General features: G+C 58.9%; 14 protein-coding genes, 1 tRNA gene and 1 pseudogene. 7 read left to right on the top strand and 9 right to left on the bottom strand.

The window, feature by feature from the left end; genetic code table 11:
• Window positions 1-128 precede the first annotated feature (128 nt).
• Entirely contained in the window at window positions 129-761 is a 633-nt protein-coding gene (locus tag H7A13_08915) for an NUDIX hydrolase (protein MCP5333462.1), read from the bottom strand.
• 81 nt (window positions 762-842) lie between these two features.
• Here H7A13_08915 and H7A13_08910 point away from each other — a divergent pair.
• Window positions 843-919, top strand: a tRNA-Met gene (locus tag H7A13_08910).
• Window positions 920-2,050: 1,131 nt separating this feature from the next.
• On the top strand, window positions 2,051-2,149 hold the full coding sequence (locus H7A13_08905; protein ID MCP5333461.1) for a PEP-CTERM sorting domain-containing protein: 99 nt from the start codon (window positions 2,051-2,053) through the stop codon (window positions 2,147-2,149).
• A 170-nt stretch (window positions 2,150-2,319) separates the two neighbouring features.
• Here the strand turns inward: H7A13_08905 and H7A13_08900 are convergent, their stop codons facing one another.
• From H7A13_08900 to leuA, 6 genes and pseudogenes are all read right to left on the bottom strand, one after another.
• A complete protein-coding gene (locus tag H7A13_08900; protein MCP5333460.1) occupies window positions 2,320-4,188 on the bottom strand; it encodes an ATP-dependent metallopeptidase FtsH/Yme1/Tma family protein in 1,869 nt (622 codons plus the stop codon).
• Between the two features lie 112 nt (window positions 4,189-4,300).
• Window positions 4,301-5,663 (bottom strand): annotated as a pseudogene (locus H7A13_08895) (cytochrome P450).
• 236 nt (window positions 5,664-5,899) lie between these two features.
• Window positions 5,900-7,159, bottom strand: a complete 1,260-nt coding sequence (locus tag H7A13_08890; GenBank protein MCP5333459.1) for a cytochrome P450 — start codon at window positions 7,157-7,159, stop codon at window positions 5,900-5,902.
• An 85-nt stretch (window positions 7,160-7,244) separates the two neighbouring features.
• Complete coding sequence (locus H7A13_08885) at window positions 7,245-7,565, bottom strand: (2Fe-2S)-binding protein (protein ID MCP5333458.1); 321 nt, start codon at window positions 7,563-7,565, stop codon at window positions 7,245-7,247.
• A 107-nt stretch (window positions 7,566-7,672) separates the two neighbouring features.
• Window positions 7,673-8,893: an FAD-dependent oxidoreductase gene (locus tag H7A13_08880; GenBank protein MCP5333457.1), complete on the bottom strand. Its 1,221-nt coding sequence runs from the start codon at window positions 8,891-8,893 to the stop codon at window positions 7,673-7,675.
• Window positions 8,894-9,310: 417 nt separating this feature from the next.
• Window positions 9,311-10,978 carry a 2-isopropylmalate synthase gene (leuA, locus tag H7A13_08875; protein MCP5333456.1) on the bottom strand — a complete coding sequence of 556 codons (1,668 nt, stop codon included), beginning with the start codon at window positions 10,976-10,978 and terminating at the stop codon, window positions 9,311-9,313.
• Window positions 10,979-11,186: 208 nt separating this feature from the next.
• Between leuA and H7A13_08870 the strand changes: the two genes are divergently transcribed.
• Window positions 11,187-11,651 carry an Lrp/AsnC family transcriptional regulator gene (locus H7A13_08870; GenBank protein ID MCP5333455.1) on the top strand — a complete coding sequence of 155 codons (465 nt, stop codon included), beginning with the start codon at window positions 11,187-11,189 and terminating at the stop codon, window positions 11,649-11,651.
• Between the two features lie 39 nt (window positions 11,652-11,690).
• Here the strand turns inward: H7A13_08870 and purU are convergent, their stop codons facing one another.
• Window positions 11,691-12,545 (bottom strand): formyltetrahydrofolate deformylase, encoded by an 855-nt coding sequence (gene purU / locus H7A13_08865; GenBank protein MCP5333454.1) that lies wholly within the window; start codon window positions 12,543-12,545, stop codon window positions 11,691-11,693.
• A 272-nt stretch (window positions 12,546-12,817) separates the two neighbouring features.
• Between purU and H7A13_08860 the strand changes: the two genes are divergently transcribed.
• Window positions 12,818-13,108 (top strand): hypothetical protein, encoded by a 291-nt coding sequence (locus H7A13_08860; GenBank protein MCP5333453.1) that lies wholly within the window; start codon window positions 12,818-12,820, stop codon window positions 13,106-13,108.
• A 108-nt stretch (window positions 13,109-13,216) separates the two neighbouring features.
• Here the strand turns inward: H7A13_08860 and H7A13_08855 are convergent, their stop codons facing one another.
• Window positions 13,217-14,218: a L,D-transpeptidase family protein gene (locus tag H7A13_08855; protein ID MCP5333452.1), complete on the bottom strand. Its 1,002-nt coding sequence runs from the start codon at window positions 14,216-14,218 to the stop codon at window positions 13,217-13,219.
• 277 nt (window positions 14,219-14,495) lie between these two features.
• Between H7A13_08855 and H7A13_08850 the strand changes: the two genes are divergently transcribed.
• From H7A13_08850 to glnD, 3 genes are all read left to right on the top strand, one after another.
• Window positions 14,496-16,013, top strand: coding sequence for a glutamate--tRNA ligase (locus H7A13_08850; GenBank protein ID MCP5333451.1), 1,518 nt, complete (start codon window positions 14,496-14,498; stop codon window positions 16,011-16,013).
• A gap of 76 nt (window positions 16,014-16,089) precedes the next feature.
• Window positions 16,090-16,866, top strand: a complete 777-nt coding sequence (gene map / locus H7A13_08845) for a type I methionyl aminopeptidase (protein MCP5333450.1) — start codon at window positions 16,090-16,092, stop codon at window positions 16,864-16,866.
• A 10-nt stretch (window positions 16,867-16,876) separates the two neighbouring features.
• Window positions 16,877-19,579, top strand: coding sequence for a [protein-PII] uridylyltransferase (gene glnD / locus H7A13_08840; GenBank protein MCP5333449.1), 2,703 nt, complete (start codon window positions 16,877-16,879; stop codon window positions 19,577-19,579).
• The last annotated feature ends 39 nt before the right edge of the window (window positions 19,580-19,618 follow it).

Below are 19,618 nucleotides of genomic sequence, written 5' to 3'. Positions count from 1 at the left end.
ATGATGCTCCTCAAGGCGCGCCTGCATCAGTACGGCGCCAAGCCATGCGATGCAAAATGACGAAAAAAACTTATTCTATAAAAATCAAAATGATATAAATATCCTTACCCTATATGACAATTGTAACTTTATTCTTGCGCCGATGGCATCGCAAGCAATCCGGGTTCCACCGCCAGACGCAGCAGCGCTGCCACGCTGAGTGCGTCGGTGATGCGTCCATCCAGCGCCATGCCGATCGCCTGTTGCAGCGGCAGGCGCCAGACCTTCAGCAGTTCGGTCTCCTCAGGTTCGGCCTCGCCCTCGATCAGTCCTTCGGCCAGGAACAGCTCGCCCACCTCATCGGTGACCGAGTTGGAGGTGTGCAGCGTCAGCAGATGGCGCCAGCGCGCTGCCCGCAGGCCGGTCTCCTCCTGCAGTTCGCGCTGGGCTGCCCGCAGCGGCGGCTCATCGAGCGGACAGCCACCCATCGGAATCTCCCAGGAGTAGCTGCCAAGGCTGTAGCGGAACTGGCCGACCAGATAGGTGTGGCCACTGTCATCGACCGGCACGATGCCGATGGCCCGGCTCTTGAAGTGCACCACCCCATAGATGCCGCGCCCGCCGCGCGGATTGATCACCTGCCGCTCGCTCACCTGAATCCAGGGGTTGTCATACAACTGCCGACTCTCCAGCGTGGTCCATGGATTGTGCTGCTCATCTTCATCAATCACCGCAACTCTCCTGTGGTCTGTGCGCTCTTGCGCCACCCTGTGCTCGATCATCTGTTCACCAAAGACAGCAGCTTCCCTGCTTGACACAATGGTCCTGATCATCAAAAATGCCCGACCTATTTTTGACCGTTCGGCTATGTAGCTCAGCCGGTTAGAGCACAGCACTCATAATGCTGGGGTCGGTGGTTCGAGTCCACCCATAGCCACCATCTCCTCTCAAACACAAAAGCCAGCGCAACGCTGGCTTTTGTTCATTCTTTCTGCATACAAAGGCACGACCTTTGCCCTTCCACTTTTTACCCAAAGTGTCAGCTTTTTTTACACTTTCCGTTTTTAAAAATTTTATTTTTAATTCAATGTCTTGTTTGTTTATTTGTGTAGATTTAAGTCAAATCGATTAAATAAAAATCACAAAAAACAAGATTTTCTTTACAGATATCTTTTCTTCGATCACCCACCCGAGCTCCGCTTTCGACTCAACGGATTGAAACAAAAGAAATTAATTTTAATGCCATGACTATTGCTTTTTATTGGCTGCTGACTTGGGTCTCCCGGTCGCAAGAAATGCACTGTCCAAAATGGCAAACCGAGAGCATGAAGGAATCCACCAAGATCAGCAGCGCGCTGCTGGGAGCCGCCGCAATCATTCGCTGCACGACGGCAAGCGCCTCGCCGATTCTGCAGATCGTCGCCGGTGCGGCACTTAATCCGACCTTGGCGATTCATGAAGAGGTCACCGGCGATGCCGGCGGCACCGCCTATCCCGGCCCAACTGCCGGAGGACCGGGGGTGCCATCGGCAGCAGCTGGCTGGCCCAACAGTCCGCCAAATGTCGCAACCGGCTTTGCTCCGGACCCCAGCTTTGGAAACACATTAGGCACCTCGGGCTTCCATGGCAGCTACCTCTACCTGAACGAGGCAGCCTATGTCACCTTCCAATACATGCGCGCGGGAGACTCCCAGCTCATCAACCACTTCTACATTGACGATGACCTGAATGGAACCTATACGGAGCTGTTTAGAACGCAATCCACCCCACCCTGCACGGTGAGTGGCACCACCCCGGTCTGCACTGCAAACGGCGGCTTTTCCAGCCAGAATGAATACACCTTCTGGCTGAATGCCGGTCTGGTGCCCTTCATGTACACGACCGGAAATGGTGTCGATCTGATCAATGATGGCACCAACAACCCGCCCACGGAGGCTGGAAACTCACCGGGTTACTTCCTCGGGGTCGATCCCTACAAGGCGATTGCGCAGTATCAAACATCCGGCAAGGCCGTCTATGCCGGGCTGAGCGATCTGCCGGGTTCGGGTGACCATGACTTTCAGGATCGGGCGTGCGCATCTCGGTGCCCGAGCCGGGCAGCCTCTTTCTGCTCAGCGCTGGCTTGATCGGCATGGGCTTGGGCCGGCGACGGCTGGGACGGGCCGCCTGAGACGACAGGCCAAGGCCGGCGTGGATGGGTGGTGGAAGTTCCACTGCCCATCCACACGCCCGCCTCAGATCTGAAACGAACGGTGACGTCCGCCAGCTCTCAGGAACACCCAGAAACCTCAGCGAAAAGCATTGCGCAGTGCGGGTGCCGTGCGCGCTTCCTTCACGCGGCTACTGCGGTGCCGCCGCGAGAATCGCAGCAATTTCACCCTGATTGAGCAGCTCCTGTTTCAGCAATGCCTTGGCCAGCAGGTCGAGTTGCGCACGGTGCCCCTGCAAGATCGCCTCGGTCCGCATCTCGGCAGTGTGCAGCAGCCGCTCCACCTCCTGATCGATGCGTGCCAGGCTGGCTTCACTGAAGTCCCGAGGCTGAGCGATGTCGCGGCCGAGAAAGGGATGCTCCTCGCTCAGCGGCAGGCTGAGCGGTCCCAGTTCGCTCATGCCCCACTCCGCCACCATTTTGCGCGCCAACCGTGTGGCCTGCTTCAGGTCATCGGCGGCCCCGGAGCTGACCACGCCAAAGACCAACCGTTCGGCGCCACGTCCACCCAGCAGGATCGCCAGCCGGTCGCTGAAGTAATCCTCGGTGAAGTGGTGACGCTCCTCTTCGGGAAGCTGTTCGGTCAGGCCCAGCGCGCGGCCGCGCGGGATGATCGAAATGCGTGTCAACGGGTCGGCGTGCTCGACATGGACGGCGGTCAGGGCATGGCCTGCCTCATGGTAGGCGATCCGTTCACGGTCATGTTCGTTCAGCAGCTCCTCGCGCATCGAGCCGAGCATCACCTTGTCCCGCGCCTCGTCGAAATCGGCGGCCGTGAGTTGCTCCCGGTCCAGTCGGGCGGCATTGAGCGCTGCCTCATTCACCAGATTCTGCAGGTCGGCGCCCGAAAATCCGACCGTGCGGGCGGCGATCTGCTCAAGATCGACATCGCTGGCAAGCGGCGTCTTGCGCGTGTGCACCTGCAGGATCTTGAGCCGCGCCGCCGAGTGCGGCAGATCGAGGGTGATCTTGCGGTCGAATCGCCCTGGTCGCAGCAAGGCGGGATCAAGCACATCGGGTCGGTTGGTGGCCGCCAGCACCACCACGGCCTCTTCCGGCTCGAATCCGTCCATCTCGGAGAGAATCTGATTGAGCGTCTGCTCGCGCTCATCGTTCCCCCCGCCCAGGCCAGTACCGCGCACCCGTCCAATCGAATCGATCTCGTCAATGAAAATCAACGCTGGCGCTTCGGCGCGCGCCTGTCGGAACATGTCCCGCACCCGCGAGGCGCCCACACCCACGAACATCTCGATGAACTCGGAGCCACTGACGCTGAAAAACGGCACTTCGGCTTCGCCCGCAGTGGCCTTGGCAAGCAGCGTCTTGCCAGAACCGGGCGGCCCCATCATCAAAATGCCATGCGGCACTCGGGCGCCGATCCTGGTGTACTTTTGGGGGTGCTTCAGATAGTCGATCACCTCAAGCAGATCCTGCTTGGCCACATCGACACCGGCCACCTCATCGAACTTCACCCGGATGCGGCTTTTGTCATAGCGGTGAGCACGTGAGCGAGAAAAATCGAACAAGCCGCTGCCCCCCATGCGCTGCGCCATCATCCTGCTGCTGTAGAGAAAAAAGACAAAAAGCAGCAGCCACGGCAACACGGCAATCACCGCCCTCAGCCAGAATGGATTTTCAGAGGATTGGCCCTTGATCGTCACCCCCTTCTGCTCCAGCAGCGGCAGCAGTTGTGGATCCTGCCAAGGCGGCAAGACCGCCCTGAACCGCCCGTTTTGCCCCGCGCTCCATTCACCACTGACACGGTCTGGACTCAGTGTGACCTGGCGAACTCGTCCGCCATCCACCGCCTGCTTGAACTCGCTGTAGCTGATTTCGACCGGTCGGCTCGAACGGCTGGAATCAAAAACCGTATACAAAGCCAGAAAAAACAGCGTAAACAGCAGTGCAAACCAGTGGCTCGAAGAGTTTGGTCTGGGCTTGGATTGGTTGTCCATGTCGCTCTGTGGCCAGTGAAAAGTGGAATGTGCATCCTGCTCCATGCGTCGATATGCGGGATCGATTGCCGTCCCGGCCGAGAATAGCAAGACCACAACGGAAAAAGGGCTGCCAAGCAGCCCTTTTTCTCTCGATCAACCATCATACGCGAATCGATCAACCCGCGAATGGGCACTTCTCCACGGAGGCCGAGCCGCTCTGGCTGCCCGTCTTCGAGTGGCCCCACGGATGGACCCGCACCGGCAGGTCGGCGTAGCCCTTGATGAAGGTCGATTTGTTGCGCACCGGCGTGCCCACCACCTCGACCGTCTCGAACCGCTTGAGAATCTCTTCCCAGGCAACACGCAGTTGCATCTCCGCCAGACGGTTGCCCATGCAGCGGTGGATGCCGAAGCCGAACGACAGGTGGTGCCGCGGGTTCTCGCGGTCGATGATGAACTCATAAGGACGGTCGATCACCTCGGCGTCGCGGTTGCCCGAGACATACCACATGATCACCCGGTCACCCTTCTTGATCTTCTTGCCACCCAGAAGGGTGTCCTGGGTCGCAGTGCGCGCCATGTGGGTCAGCGGCGTCTGCCAGCGGATGATCTCCGGCACCAGTCGTGGAATCAGGTCGGGGTTGGCGCGCAGCTTGCGATACTGCTCCGGATTCTCGTTCAGTGCCACCACGCCGCCCGACAGCGAGTTGCGGGTGGTGTCGTTGCCACCGACGATCAGCAACATGAGGTTGCCGAGGAACTCCATCGGCTTGAGGTTGCGGGTCGATTCGCCATGCGCCAGCATCGAGATCAGGTCATACGCCGGTGGTGCGTTGACCCGCTCGTTCCACAGCTTGGTCATGGTGCCGAGGCACTCCTCGATCAGGATCCGCTCGCGCTCGTCGTCCGACGAGACGAAGCCGTCGATCGCCGGCTGCGAGGTGGCCACGTCGGACCAGAAGGTCAGCTTGCGCCGCTCCTCGAACGGAAAGTCGAACAGCGTCGCCAGCATCTGCGTGGTCAGCTCGATCGAGACCCGCTCGACCCAGTTGAAGGTCTCACCAACCGGCAGCGCGTCGAGAATGCCGCAGACCCGCTGGCGGATGATCGGCTCGAGCCTGGCCAGGTTGGTCGGTGCCACCACCCCCTGCACGGTGCGGCGCTGGTTGCCATGCTCCGGCTCATCCATGCCGATGAAGCTGGTGGTGTTGAAGCTGGCGCGGTTCTTGCGAATCGAGATGCCATCGGCCGAGGAGTAGACCTGCGGGTTGCCCTCGACCTCCATGATGTCCTTGAATTTGGTGACCGACCAGTAGGGGTCACCATGCTCCATCGAGCTTTGCGCAGTAGTGAACCGGCTCCTCCTTGCGCAGCCGGTCGAAGAAGGGCCACATGGTGTTGGTGTGGAACAGCGCCGACTGCGCGACGTCATACTGCTCCAGCGGAATCGAATAGGGATCCTTGCCATACATGCTGCGGGGGTCGTTCGCCGCCTGCTCCAAGACCCGTTCAGCCACCTTGTCTACACCTGTGCTCATGATGCTCTCCGCCTTGATGTTGGGTTCTGTTTTTTAATACGTCTCAAGCTTCGGTTGGTCAGCAAGGCCCACCAGACAGCGCGCCTTTTGATTACCCCATAAATAATCAATCCATTGAAATATTGCCTGTCTGGGTAACAACCAAAGTTTCAATGGACTCAAAACGATGATGAGCCGTCAGTTGCTGGCACAAGGCCAGCAACTGACGAACACCGATCTCTCGATCACATGCCAAATTACAGCGGACGAAGCTGAACTGGCAGGTCAGAAAAGCCCTTGATGAAGGGCGAGTAGTTGCGCACTGGTTTGCCCACTACCTCAACCTTGTGGAAGCGCTTGAGCACCTCTTCCCATACGACGCGCAGTTGCATCTCGGCAAGCCGGTTGCCCATGCAGCGGTGGATGCCAAAGCCGAACGACAGATGGTGACGTGGGTTTTCCCGGTCGATGATGAATTCGTAGGGACGGTCAATGACCTCTTCATCACGGTTGCCCGATACATACCACATGACAACCTTGTCACCCTTCTTGATCCGCTTGCCGCGCAGGATGGTGTCCTGGGTCGCGGTACGGCGCATGAAGGTCAGCGGGGTTTGCCAGCGGATGATCTCTGGCACCAGCTTGGGGATCAATCCAGGATTGTCACGCAGCTTCTGATACTGCTCCGGATTTTCATTCAGCGCCAGCACACCGCCGGAAAGAGAGTTACGGGTGGTGTCATTGCCACCGATGATCAGCAGCATCAGGTTGCCCAGAAACTCATAGGGCTGCATATGGCGCGTGCTTTCACCATGGGCCAGCATTGAGATCAGATCAAACTGAGGTGGCGCATTGACCCGCTCGTTCCACAGCTTGGTGAAGGCGGGCAGACACTCATTGATCAGAATGCCTTGACGCTCCTCGATCGACTCGACCAGTGCACCTGGCGCCGGAATCGTGGTGGCGACATCTGACCAGTAGGTCAGCTTGCGGCGCTGCTCGAACGGAAAATCGAACAGGGTGGCCAGCATCTGGGTGGTCAGTTCGATCGAAACCTTGTCGACCCAGTTGAAAGTCTCGTTGACGGGCAGAGAATCGAGAATACCGCACACCCGTTCACGAATCAGCGGCTCCATTCTGGCCAGATTGGCTGGCGCCACAACCCCTTGTACTGTTCGGCGCTCCTCCCCATGCCTGGGCTCATCCATGGCGATGAACATCGAGACTTTGAAGTCCTCTCTTGGGTCGACCAGACTGATCGTCGGTTCCGAAGAGTAAACCTCAGGATTGCCTTCTACCTCCATGATGTCCTTGAACTTGGTCACCGACCAGTAAGGACCATTTTCGGAGTCCTTGCAGTAGTGAACCGGATCTTCTTTGCGCAAGCGGTCGAAGAATCCCCACATGGTGTTGGATTCGAACAGCTCCGGCTGGGAGACATCGTAATCCTCGAGTGGGATGCTGTATGGATCCTTGCCGTACATGTGGTCGTATTTTTTCTGCACTGCAGTCGTCATGGGAAGAACCTCCAAATGGGTGACAGGGGCATCTCAACACTTTGCACAAAAAAAACAAAGCGTCAAGTGGCGCACCCCTTCAAGCTCAGTATTGGAACTCTGGCAGATTCACCACCAGACCATCCAGATCCGCACTCATCTTGATCTGGCAGGAAAGGCGCGAGTTCGGTTTTCTGTCAGGGTTCAGACTCATGATCGCCTCTTCAGCGTCATGCGGCATGCCAACCTTCGGCATCCATTTTTCATCGACATAAACGTGACAGGTCGCGCAGTTGCACTCGCCGCCACAGTCGGCATCAATCCCTGGTACGTTGTGGTCCTTGCCGACCTGCATCACCGAAACCCCATCCGCAGCATCGTAAGTCTGCCGCTCTCCGTTAAACAGATTAAAAGTAACCTTGGACATCTCATCTCCTCATTATGTTGGTTTATAAAATCGGCCTACAGCCAGGGACTGGACAGGCCTGAACAACAGCTCAGCTTGGACACTTTGATGATAGCCGAATCTGGGCATCAGCCCGCACTGACCGGCAACACCAGGTCTTTAACATCCACGGACAGATCGGAAAGCCTCGAAACGTCCATTTTTCGACCATAGAACTGCCGACCAATCATGAAGTCACGGGGATTGTTCACCGCGTCCACCGCGACCAGTTTGCCCTCCTTTAGATAAAAAACAGTGAACTGATTGGTTGATTTGTCTCCGCGCAGCACCTGGGTATCGCCGTCGGCAGAAAAACCCACCATCTGGAGCTTCAGTTCGTACTGATCAGACCAGAACCAAGGGACAGCCGAATAGATCTTGGGTTTACCCATGATGTTCGCAGCCACGACCTTGGCCTGATCCTGCGCATTCGGAACCGACTCCAGACGCAGGCGCCTGCCGACCAGCGGACTGGGATGGTTGCTGCAATCACCCAGCGCATAGACGTGCTCAGCCGATGTACGGCAGCGGTCGTCGACCACGATGCCGTTGTTGCACTCGATGCCCGCCGCCTGGGCCAGCTCGACATTCGGGATGATACCAATGCCCACAATCACCATGTCAGCGGCAATGCGCTGATCTCCGCACAGGACATGCGTGATGTGACCATCGCCCTCAAAACCGCTGACCGCCGTTCTGAGCAGGATCTTCACACCACGCCCGGCGTGCAGCTGGTGGTAGAACTCACTCATCTCCGCAGTTGTCACCCGCTTGAGAATGCGCTCCTCCATCTCCAGCACTGTCACATCAAGCCCCAAGGTCACAGCGACCGACGCAACCTCAAGACCAATGTAACCGCCACCAATGATGACCAGCCTCTTGCCCGGGGCCATCTCGTTCTTGATGGCATTCACATCGCCCAAGGTTCTGAGGTAGTGAATACCGGAAAGCTCACTCCCCTGAATCTTGAGGATTCTGGGCCGACTGCCAGTCGCCAGCAGCAGCTCTTTGTACGGGATCACTTCACCCTTGGCACTGGTGACAGTTTTTGCCGCGACATCAATGCTTTCGATTCGCTCACCAAGCCTCAGGGCAACCCTTTGATCTTCATAGAATTTCTCAGCCCTCTGATAGATTTGCTCTTCAGTTTCAGTGCCGAGCAGATACTGCTTGGAAAGCAAAGGACGCTGATAGGGCAGCCATGGCTCATCGCCAAAAATGGTGATTTCGTCCTTGCAGCCCTCTTGACGGAGACTGGCAGCCGCCTGCACGGCAGCCTGCCCTGCCCCTACGATTATGATTCCGGCCATGTTGACTCTTGCGAAGATGAAGTTGAGATTTTTGTAATTATCGTAAAATTCTACCAGACAATCACTGGCCCACCTACAAGAGCACCGCGCTCATGAGAGGCGTCCAGCCTAGCAAATAACCCACAAATTTAAGGTGGAATATGCCGTCGCAACACCCTGCTGTCAAGCACGCAGCACCCTGCCTTATGGAAATTTTAACTCACCAACACCCCGCGCAACACCACTCGGCCGCGACCGTGGCGGACAGATCGCGGCCGATCCTCCGACAAACATGAGGAACCGCGCCATCAGATCAAAATATGCACAGATCCAATTGATTTTCAAAGCATCGAACGGTTAGAGCACTTCGCCAGGCCATGCAATCACATCACGAAACCTGGCGCATTACAGACCTGCAGCTGCCCCGATGACGCGCAATCAGGCCACCCGCCGACTCAGGCCCCAATAGCGGTTCAGCGCTGACAACACCGCCTTCAGCGAGGCGCTGACGGTATCCTGGTCGAGCGCAACCCCACTGACACGCCGTCCCTCGATGCTCAACTGGACATAGGCGATCGCCTGAGCGTCGGTGCCGGTGCCGACGGCGTGCTCGTGGTAGTCGACCACGCTGACCTGCTGCTGACTGTGACGACTCCATGCATCGATGAAGGCTGAAATTGCCCCATCTCCGCTACCCAGCAGACTCCTGTTCTGCCCTGCCTCGTTCAATCGTGCCTCGATGGTGTCGTGGCCATTGCGATCCAGACGATAACCCAGCAGCCGCACCGGGCTTTGATCATTGACGAAATGATCAAGCAGCAGTTGATAGATGGCTGCGCTTTCGACGATACCCCCTTGGCGCTCGCTCTGCGCCTGCACCTGCTGCGCCAGTTCAACCTGCATCCAGCGCGGCAGAATGAGGCCGTAGTCGCGCTCGAGCACAAAGGCGACCCCGCCCTTTCCTGACTGACTGTTGACCCGTACCACGGCCTGATAGTCGCGACCGATGTCACGCGGATCGATCGGCAGGTAGGCGACCTGCCAGGGCTCATCCGGCTTTTGCAGGTGAAGACATTTGCGGATGGCATCCTGATGGCTGCCAGAGAAGGCGGTGTAGACCAACTCGCCAATCCAGGGATGCCGGGGATGGATCGGCAGGTTGTTGCACTCGATATAAACCTCGATGATTTCGTCAGGGTTGGAGAGATCAAGCTCCGGATCGACGCCCTGACTGTAGAGGTTCATCGCCATGGTCACGATGTCCATGTTGCCAGTGCGCTCACCATTGCCAAGCAGTGTTCCCTCGACCCGATCCGCGCCGGCCAACACCGCCAGCTCGGCCGCTGCGACCGCGCAGCCACGGTCGTTGTGCGTATGGACCGACAGGATGATGCTGTCACGCCGGCTGATGTGGGTGGCGAAATATTCGACCTGGTCCGCAAAAAGGTTGGGCGATGAGACCTCCACGGTACTCGGCAGATTGATGATGCAGGGCCGCTCGGGCGTGGGCTGCCAGACATCGAGCACCGCCTCGCAAATCTCCACGGCGTAATCAACTTCTGTATTGGAAAAGCTCTCCGGGCTGTATTGAAAGCACCAGTCGGTCTGCGGGTGGTTGGCGGCCTCACGCTGCACCCAGAGCGCACCCTGCCGAGCGATCTCAGCAACGCCGGCGCGATCCAGCCCGAACACCCGTTCACGCTGCGCTGGCGAGGTGGAGTTGTAGACATGGACAATCGCTCGTCGCACACCGACCAGCGCTTCGAAGGTGCGCACGATCAGATCTTCGCGCGCCTGCACCAGCACCTGAACGGTGACATCGTCAGGAATCTGCTCAGCCTCGATCAGCCAGCGCACGAAGTCATAGTCAAGCTGGCTGGCCGAGGGGAATCCGACCTCGATCTCCTTGAAGCCGAGCTTGACCAACAGCGCCCACATCCGCTGCTTCTGCATGACATTCATCGGCTCCAGCAGCGCCTGGTTGCCATCACGCAGGTCGACACTGGCCCACTTTGGCGCCTTGGTGAAGCTGCGACTGGGCCACTGCCGGTGCGGCAGGTCGATCGCAGCAATCGGACGGTATTTGCGATGGTCAAACTGGCTCATGGCACTCTCCTGACAAAGATGGGCATCGGCAGCGCGCCGACCACAACAGAGGCGCTGTCGAACGGCACTTCCACCGGAACATCATAAGGCATCTGCGGCGGCAGAAGATTGCTAATCAACCAATCAAAAGCTGATATATGGCAATATAATTGCGAAAATTGGCTTGTTTGATGATATTTATTCCAACAATCAACCCGAGAAGACAACCATGACCCTTGATCGTCATGACCGCGCCATTCTGACCCTCTTGCAACATCAGGGACGCATCAGCAACCAGGAGCTGGCCGATCAGGTGGGACTCTCGCCCTCCCCTTGCCTGCGCCGGGTGCGCAGCCTCGAACAGAACGGCATCATCAGCGGCTATCGCGCCCTGCTCGACGCCAAGCGGCTCGGACTCACGCTGATGGCGCTGATCCACATTTCGATGGATCGTCACACTCCAGAACGTTTTGAGAATTTTGAAAGCAAAATCAGAGAAATACCGCATGTCGTGGAGTGCCTGCTGATCACCGGACAGGAGGCGGACTATCAACTCAAGGTGCTGGTGCACGACATGGATGCCTACCAGACGCTGCTGCTGAACCGGATCACGCGCATCGATGGCGTAAGCGGTGTTCACTCCAGCTTTGTATTGCGCAGCGTGGTGGACAGAACCGAGCTGCCACTGGAGTGACAGCGCTCCGGACCGCCTCTCCTCGGCGGGTGGGGTGGATCAGGCGAAAATCACCGTCTTGTTGCCGTGGATCAGCGCCCGGTCTTCCAGGTGATAACGCAGTCCACGCGCCAGAACCTGCTTCTCTACATCGCGCCCCAAGCGGATCATGTCTTCGATGGTGTCGTGGTGCGAAACCCGCACCACATCCTGCTCGATGATCGGACCGGCATCGAGCGCCTCGGTGACATAGTGGCAGGTGGCGCCGACCAGCTTGACGCCACGCTCGGCTGCCTGATGGTAAGGCTTGGCGCCAATGAACGAAGGCAGAAAACTGTGATGAATGTTGATGATCTGCCCGGCATAGTGCTGACACAGCACGTTCGGCAGAATCTGCATGAAGCGCGCCAGCACCACCACATCCACCCGATGCTGCTGCAACAGCAGATGGATGCGGTCAAAACCGGCCTGCTTGCGGGCCGGTTCCATCGGCACATGGTAGAACGGTACACCATGCCACTCCACTGCCTCGGCCAAATGGTCATGATTGCCGATCACGCAGGGAAGATCGAACAGCAGTTCGCCATCCTTCCAGCGATGCAGCAGGTCATAGAGGCAGTGGGACTCACGGCTGGCCAGAATCGCCACCCGCTGCCGCTGCGCCGAGTCGTGCAGCCGCCAGTTCATCTCATAACGGGCTGCCACCTCGACAAAATCCCGACGAAACTGATCGAGGGGGCAGTTCAGTGATTCAGCCCGAATCACGACACGCATGAAGAAGTGGTGGCTGGCCGGATCAGAGTACTGATCGGCCTCGATGATCCAGCCGTCCCGCTCGGCGATGAAGCGGCTGACCGCCGCGACGATCCCCACTCGGTCCGGACAACCCAGAATCAAGCGATAGCTGTGTGACATGAGACTCCAAGGCCTGTCGCGCGCCTGTTGAGATCAAAAACGGAAGCCGTCGCATTTTAACTGCAACAGCGGGAACCAGCTCACGAAAACCGTGTCTATCTGAAAGCCGGGCGGAAGAGAAGGTGAAAGTGCTCTTTCGATATATCTCCAACACAAAATATGTCCTGAATCACTTTTTCCATCCAACCTCTATTGAATTCAACGACTGAATTCAAGAGAATACCGCCCGTCTTGAACCTGAACCCTTTTACTACCCCAAAAGGAAATGACCGATGAGCAACACCAAAAAATCCTTGACGTTTGCAACCGTCGCACTCGGCAGCCTGTTGCTGCTCGGCGGCTGTTCCAGCAACGAAAAAATCGACCAGGCTGCCGCTGACGCTCAGAAAGCACTGGCTGCAGCCCAAGAAGCCAGCGCCACCGCTTCCGCTGCGGATCGCAAGGCTGACCAGGCTCTGTCCGCTGCCAACCAGGCGCAGGCAACCGCCAACGAAGCGCTGAGCAAAGCCAACGCGACCGACGAGAAGCTGAGCCGGATGTACAAGAAGTCGATGTCCAAATAATCGACCCTGCTTCAAAAGGCCGCAGCGCTTGATGCCTGCGGCCTTTTTTATTGCCTTTTCCATGGCGGCGCGACAGAACGCGCGGACTTATCTGGATTCAAAGCCTCATCAGGTCGTCGGTCTCGTCCAGATGAGCCGCGGCAGGCCGTTCGCCTGCTCGACGACAGCCTTGACACGGCTCAGGTCCATGCCGGGCGGGATGTCTCCAAGGGTTTGCTGCAGCAACTTCAGCGTCTGATCGATGAGACTGTAGTAGAGCTTCCTGTCCATCTTCTGCTCTTCATTGAGATGGACCTCGAGGAACAGCGAATTGCTGGACCAGCCAAGCTTGACCGGCTCATTCACCAGGTGAACCGGCGTCGAAACAGCCGTGCTCTTGAACAACTCCTCAATGTCTTCGGGATAGAGCCGCATGCAGCCATGGGTCACCTGCATGCCGATGCCGAAGGGACGGTTGGTGCCGTGGATCAGGTAGCTCTCAAAACCCAGGTTCATCGCATAGCGCCCCAGGGGGTTGTCAGGACCTGCCGGCACCACCTTGGGCAGGATGTCGCCACGGGCCGCATGCTCCTTGCGCACCGATTCAGTGGGAGTCCAGGCCGGATTCTCGCGCTTGGCGACGATCCGCGTCGTACCGACCGGTGTTTTCCAGTCCGAACGTCCGACACTGATCGGATAGCTGCGCACCCACTGCCGGCCCTGGCCGTCACGGTAGTACTGGTAGAGCCGCAGTTCGGGGATGTTGATCACCAGCCCGTCACGCGCCGTGCGCGGCAGAATGTGGCGCGATGGCACCACCACCAAGGTTCCTTTGCCAGGTAGCCAGGGATCCACGTCAGGGTTGGCCCGCACCATATCCCAGTAGCCCGCACCATTGCGGCGCGCAATGTCCAGCAGGGTGTCTTCATGGTTCGCCTGCACCTTGCGAATGTCACCCACCAGATCCACGGGCCGGTTGTTGCTCTGGGCAAGGTAGCTCTCGCGGGCGGATGCGCCAAGCGGCAAATTCACGCCAAACAGCAGAAGCAGGCCAAGACAGAGGTGCAAAGAGCGCTTGGCCCGGGTCAGATTCAACGCAGAAAAACGAGATGGAACAAGGTGTTGCTTCATAGGGCTTGGAACTGAAAATAAAATGTGCGGGTTCTGTTCAAGGGACAGGAGCTGCGCGGAGAAGTTCATTGGCAAACAGCGCCAGATGGATGGATGCCCACCCATCTGCAGACCAACCCCTGCCGCAGCCTTGTGTTTTTAATTGTAACTAAAATCAGCCGGTTATACTTCCATTTTACAGTATGCTCCCGCTTGCTGCCCTGCCCAAAAGAGCCGCTGGGATATAATCGGTCGCTTTACTGATACATCCTCTATCCTGTTTTACCCTGGAACCTCGATGACCGTTCGTACTCGCATTGCCCCCTCTCCGACTGGCGACCCCCACGTCGGTACAGCCTATATCGCGCTGTTCAACCTCTGCTTCGCCCGGCAGCATGGCGGTCAGTTCCTGCTGCGAATCGAGGATACCGATCGGGAGCGCAGCAGCAGCAGTTCGGAGCAGCGCATCTTTGACGCGCTGCGCTGGCTTGGTCTCGACTGGGACGAGGGCCCAGATGTCGGCGGCCCGCACGGTCCCTACCGGCAGAGCGAGCGCGGCCTGATCTATCAGCTTCATGTGCGGCAACTGCTCGAACAGGGCCATGCCTTTCACTGTTTCTGCAGCGAGGAGCGGCTGACCGAACTGCGCAAACGACAGCTCGTCCTGCAGGAGCAGCCGGGCTACGATGGCCACTGCCTGCAACTGAGTCAGGCACAGGTGCAAAGCCGCCTGGCCGCTGGCGAGACGGCGGTGGTGCGGATGGTGGTGCCGCGTACCGGCCGCTGCCAGTTCGACGATCTGCTGCGTGGATCGATCGAGATCGACTGGCAGCAGGTCGACATGCAGATTCTGCAGAAGAGCGACGGCATGCCCACCTATCACCTGGCCAACGTGGTCGATGACCATCTGATGCAGATCACCCATGTGATCCGCGGTGAAGAGTGGATCAACTCGGTGCCCAAGCATCTGCTGCTCTACCAGTACTTCGGCTGGCAGCCGCCGGTGATGTGTCACCTGCCACTGCTGCGCAATCCGGACAAGAGCAAGCTGAGCAAGCGCAAGAACCCGACCAGCATCGACTTTTATCGTCGGATGGGCTTTCTGCCCGAGGTGCTGGTCAACTACCTCGGCATGATGGGCTGGTCGATGCCGGACGGGCGCGACAAGTTCAGCCTCGCCGAGATGATCGAGGCATTCGATCTTGCGCGGGTCTCGCTGGGCGGACCTGTGTTCGACATCGACAAGCTGAAGTGGCTGAACGGGCTTTATCTGCGGGAGGAGTACGACACCGACCGCTTCATTGCGCTCTATCGGCAGTGGGCCTTTGATGATGACTACTGCAAACGCATCGTGCCCGAAATCAGGAGCCGGATCGAACTGCTCAGCGACGTGGTCGAAATCGCTGGCCACTTCGTGGCCGGCCATCCGCGCATCGATGCCAGCCATTTTTCCCACAAGAGCCTGGAGATCGAGGCCATCCGCAAGATTCTGCAGTTCGGATTGTGGCAACTGGAACGGCTGCGCGACTGGAACAAGGAGGAGATCCACTGCACCATCGAGCAGTTGAGCCGCGCGATGGGGCACAAGATTCGCGACTTTCTGTTTCCGTTCTTCATTGCCATTGCCGGCAGCGCCGCGTCGTCGTCGGTGCTGGAGGCGATGGCGATTCTCGGTCCCGATCTGAGCCGGGCGAGGTTGCGCAGAGCCATTGAAATCCTCGGTGGCGTCTCCAAGAAAGAGAGCAAACGCTGGGAGGATGAACTCGCCGCCCTCGTCGAGGCCATGCAACAGGCTGCCCCGCCCAGCGCCGAATGACGGGCTCCAGAACAGCCGCCATCTTTTGTTACACTGAACCCATTTTCACCTTCCAAGAGCGAGCCGCAGCGTGCTGATGAAATCGACCCTGATCAAGCGCCCCGACGAGATCGAAAAGATGCGCGTCGCCGGGCGCCTCGCCGCCGAAGTGCTGGAGATGATCGCGCCCCATGTCCAGCCCGGCGTCAGCACCGGCGAGCTGGACCGCATCTGCCATGACCACATCGTCAATGTGCAAAAGGCGATCCCGGCACCGCTGAACTACAACGGTTTTCCCAAGTCGATCTGCACCTCGGTGAACCATGTGGTCTGCCATGGCATCCCGAGCGACGACAAGATCCTGAAAAACGGCGACTGCATCAACCTCGACATCACCGTGATCAAGGATGGCTACCACGGCGACACCAGCATGATGTTCTTCATCGGCGAACCCTCGATATTGAACCGGCGGCTGGTACAGGTGGCCCAGGAGTGCCTCTATCGTGCCATCCGCCTGTTGCGTCCGGGCGTGCGGCTGGGCGACATCGGTCACGTGATCCAGACCCACGCCGAGTCGAACCACTTTTCGGTGGTGCGGGAGTACTGCGGCCATGGCATCGGCAAGATCTTTCATGAAGAGCCGCAGGTGCTCCACTATGGCACCCCCAACACCGGCATGGCGCTGGAGCCGGGCATGACCTTCACCATCGAGCCGATGCTCAATGCCGGCAAGCGCCATGTCACCCTGCTGCCCGACCAGTGGACGGTGATCACCAAGGATCGAAAATACAGCGCCCAGTGGGAACACACGCTGCTGCTGACGGAAGATGGCTGCGAGGTGCTGACGCTGCGTCAGGGCGAAGTGATCGAATGAGCAGACCTCGATGAACGCTCCGTTGGCTGCCAGCCGACTCGAACAGCAGCTCGATCAACTGCTCGACGCGCTGACGCCCGAGTCACCCAACCTGATCAAAGCGCTGCGCACCGCCCTCGATGATGCTGACGCCCTGCTGCACGAAGCCTTCCGGCAGCAGTTCGACATCGACCACCTGGTGTCGGTCCGCGCCCACTTCATCGATCGGCTGATCCTGATCGCCTGGCGGGCCTCGGGTCTGCAGGCCAGCGCCGATGAAGGCGCCCTGTTGCTGGTGGCGGTGGGCGGCTATGGCCGGGCGCAACTGCATCCCCACTCCGACATCGACCTGCTGATCCTGCTGGAACAGGAGGATCAGCAACAGCTTCAGTCAGCCATCACCCACTTCGTGACCCTGCTGTTCGACATCAAGCTCAACGTCGGTTACAGCGTGCGCAGCCTCAATGAGTGCATGCAGCAGGCCCGGCTCGATGTCACGGTGCTGACCAATCTGATCGAATCACGGGTGCTCGATGGTGAACCGGAGCTGATGCTGCGCCTGCATGTCGCGCTCGGTCCTGATCAGATGTGGCCGCCGGCGGAGTTCTTTCGTGCCAAGTTCACCGAACAGCAGCGTCGTCACGAAAAGTACTACGACACCGAATTCAACCTCGAGCCCAACCTCAAGGGCTCGCCGGGCGGTCTGCGCGATCTTCAGACCATCCACTGGATCGCCAAGCGGCTGCTGGGCGCACGGCAGGATCAGGATCTGATTGCACTGGGGTTGTTGTCACCCGATGAATTCAACCAGCTCGAAGCGGCACGGCGGATGCTGTGGCGCATCCGTTGGGGGCTGCACATGCTGGCCCGTCGCGCCGAGGAGCGGCTGCTGTTCGAGCACCAGCGCACGCTGGCCGAGCTGTTTGGCTTTCATGATGATCCGAACAAGCTGTCGGTCGAGAACTTCATGCAGGAGTACTATCGAACTGCGCAAAACGTCAGCGATTTCAACGAGATTCTGCTGCAACACATCGAAGAGGGCGTACTGCGACAGATCGACCATCAACCCATCGAAATCGAGACGCTGAACGAGCGCTTTCGGCTGCGCAACAACTTCATCGAAGTGAGCCGCTCGACGCTGTTCCAGGAGGAACCACGCACCCTGCTGGAGATCTTCGTCATTCTCGGCAACCGCCCCGACATCCAGGGCGTGCGCGCCACCACCATTCGTCTGATCCGCCGCCACAGCCATCTGATCGATGAGGCCCTGCGCAACGATCCGCAGGTCACGGCCCTGTTCATGGAGTTGCTGCGCTCGCCACACTTCCTGGTCACCCAACTGCAACGGATGCAGCGTTACGGCATTCTCGGCCGCTACCTGCCGGAGTTCGGTCGCGTCATCGGCCAGATGCAGCACGACCTGTTTCACATCTACACGGTCGACGCCCACACGCTGCTGCTGATCCGCAACCTGCGCCGCTTCAAGAACGGCAGCACCGAAGCACAGTACGCACTGGTCTCGATGATCGTGCCCAACATCGAGAAGTACGAGCTGCTCTACATCGCCGGGCTCTACCACGACATCGCCAAGGGGCGCGGCGGCGACCACTCCACCCTTGGCGCCAGCGATGCCGAGTCCTTCTGTCAGCGCCACGGCCTGAGCCAGCGTGACACCAACCTGGTGGTCTGGCTGGTACAGTCGCACCTGCTGATGTCGATGACCGCCCAGCGTTGCGACATTTCCGACCCGGAGACCATCCACCATTTTGCCAGCCAGGTCCGCGACCTGCAGCGGCTCGACTACCTCTATCTGCTCACGGTGGCCGACATCAACGCCACCAACCACGTGCTGTGGAACAGTTGGCGCGCCAGCCTGATGCGCCAGCTCTACACCGAGACCCGCCGTGCACTGCGGCGTGGTCTGGAAAACATGGTGGACAAGCAGGAGCGCATCACCGAGACCCAGAGTGAGGCGCTGCAGCTGCTGCAGCAGGCAGAAGTGTCACTCAGCGCGGCGCAGGAGATCTGGCGCAACCTCGGCGAGGACTATTTTCTGCGCGAAAGCGCTGCCGACATTGCCTGGCACACGGCCGCGATCCATGCCCACGCCACCCTCGATCGCCCACTGGTGCTGATCAAGGAGACCCCGAGTCGCCAGTTCGACGAGGCCACCCAGCTCTTCATCTACACCCGCAACCAGGCCAACCTGTTCGCCGCCATCGCCGCCGCCATGGAGCAGCTCTCGCTCAGCATCCAGGATGCGCGCATCATCACCTCCGACAACGACATGGCGCTCAACACCTATTACGTGCTGGATGAAGAGGGACGGCCGCTGATCAACGACCGACGACTGCTTCAGCAGATCACGCAGCGGCTGACGCAGGATCTGGCCGATCCGACCCTCTACCCGCATGTGGTGCGTCGCCATGTGCGTCGCCAGTTGAAGCAGTTCCCGATTCCGACCGAGGTGCTGCTCTACACCGACGCCATCAAGAACCACACCGTGCTCGAAGTGATCACCGCCGACCGCCCCGGCCTGCTGGCGCGCATCGGGCAGATCTTCATGGAGTTCGACATCTACCTGCTGAAGGCGAAGATCGCCACACTGGGCGAGCGCATCGATGATGTCTTTTTCATCACCGACAAGAACCGCCAGCCGATTGCCGACCCGGTCATCTGTCAACGGCTCAAGCAGACACTCTGCGCTCAGCTCGATGCCCAGTCACAGGGCTAGCCGGCCGCGCACCGGACCGACCCACTTCGTCAGCCGCCC

It is taken from the genome of Pseudomonadales bacterium (genome assembly GCA_024234215.1).
Classification (GTDB): domain Bacteria; phylum Pseudomonadota; class Gammaproteobacteria; order Pseudomonadales; family UBA5862; genus JACKOQ01.
The sequence above is the reverse complement of the archived record's forward strand: the minus strand, read 5'-3'. Positions and strand labels throughout refer to the sequence as shown.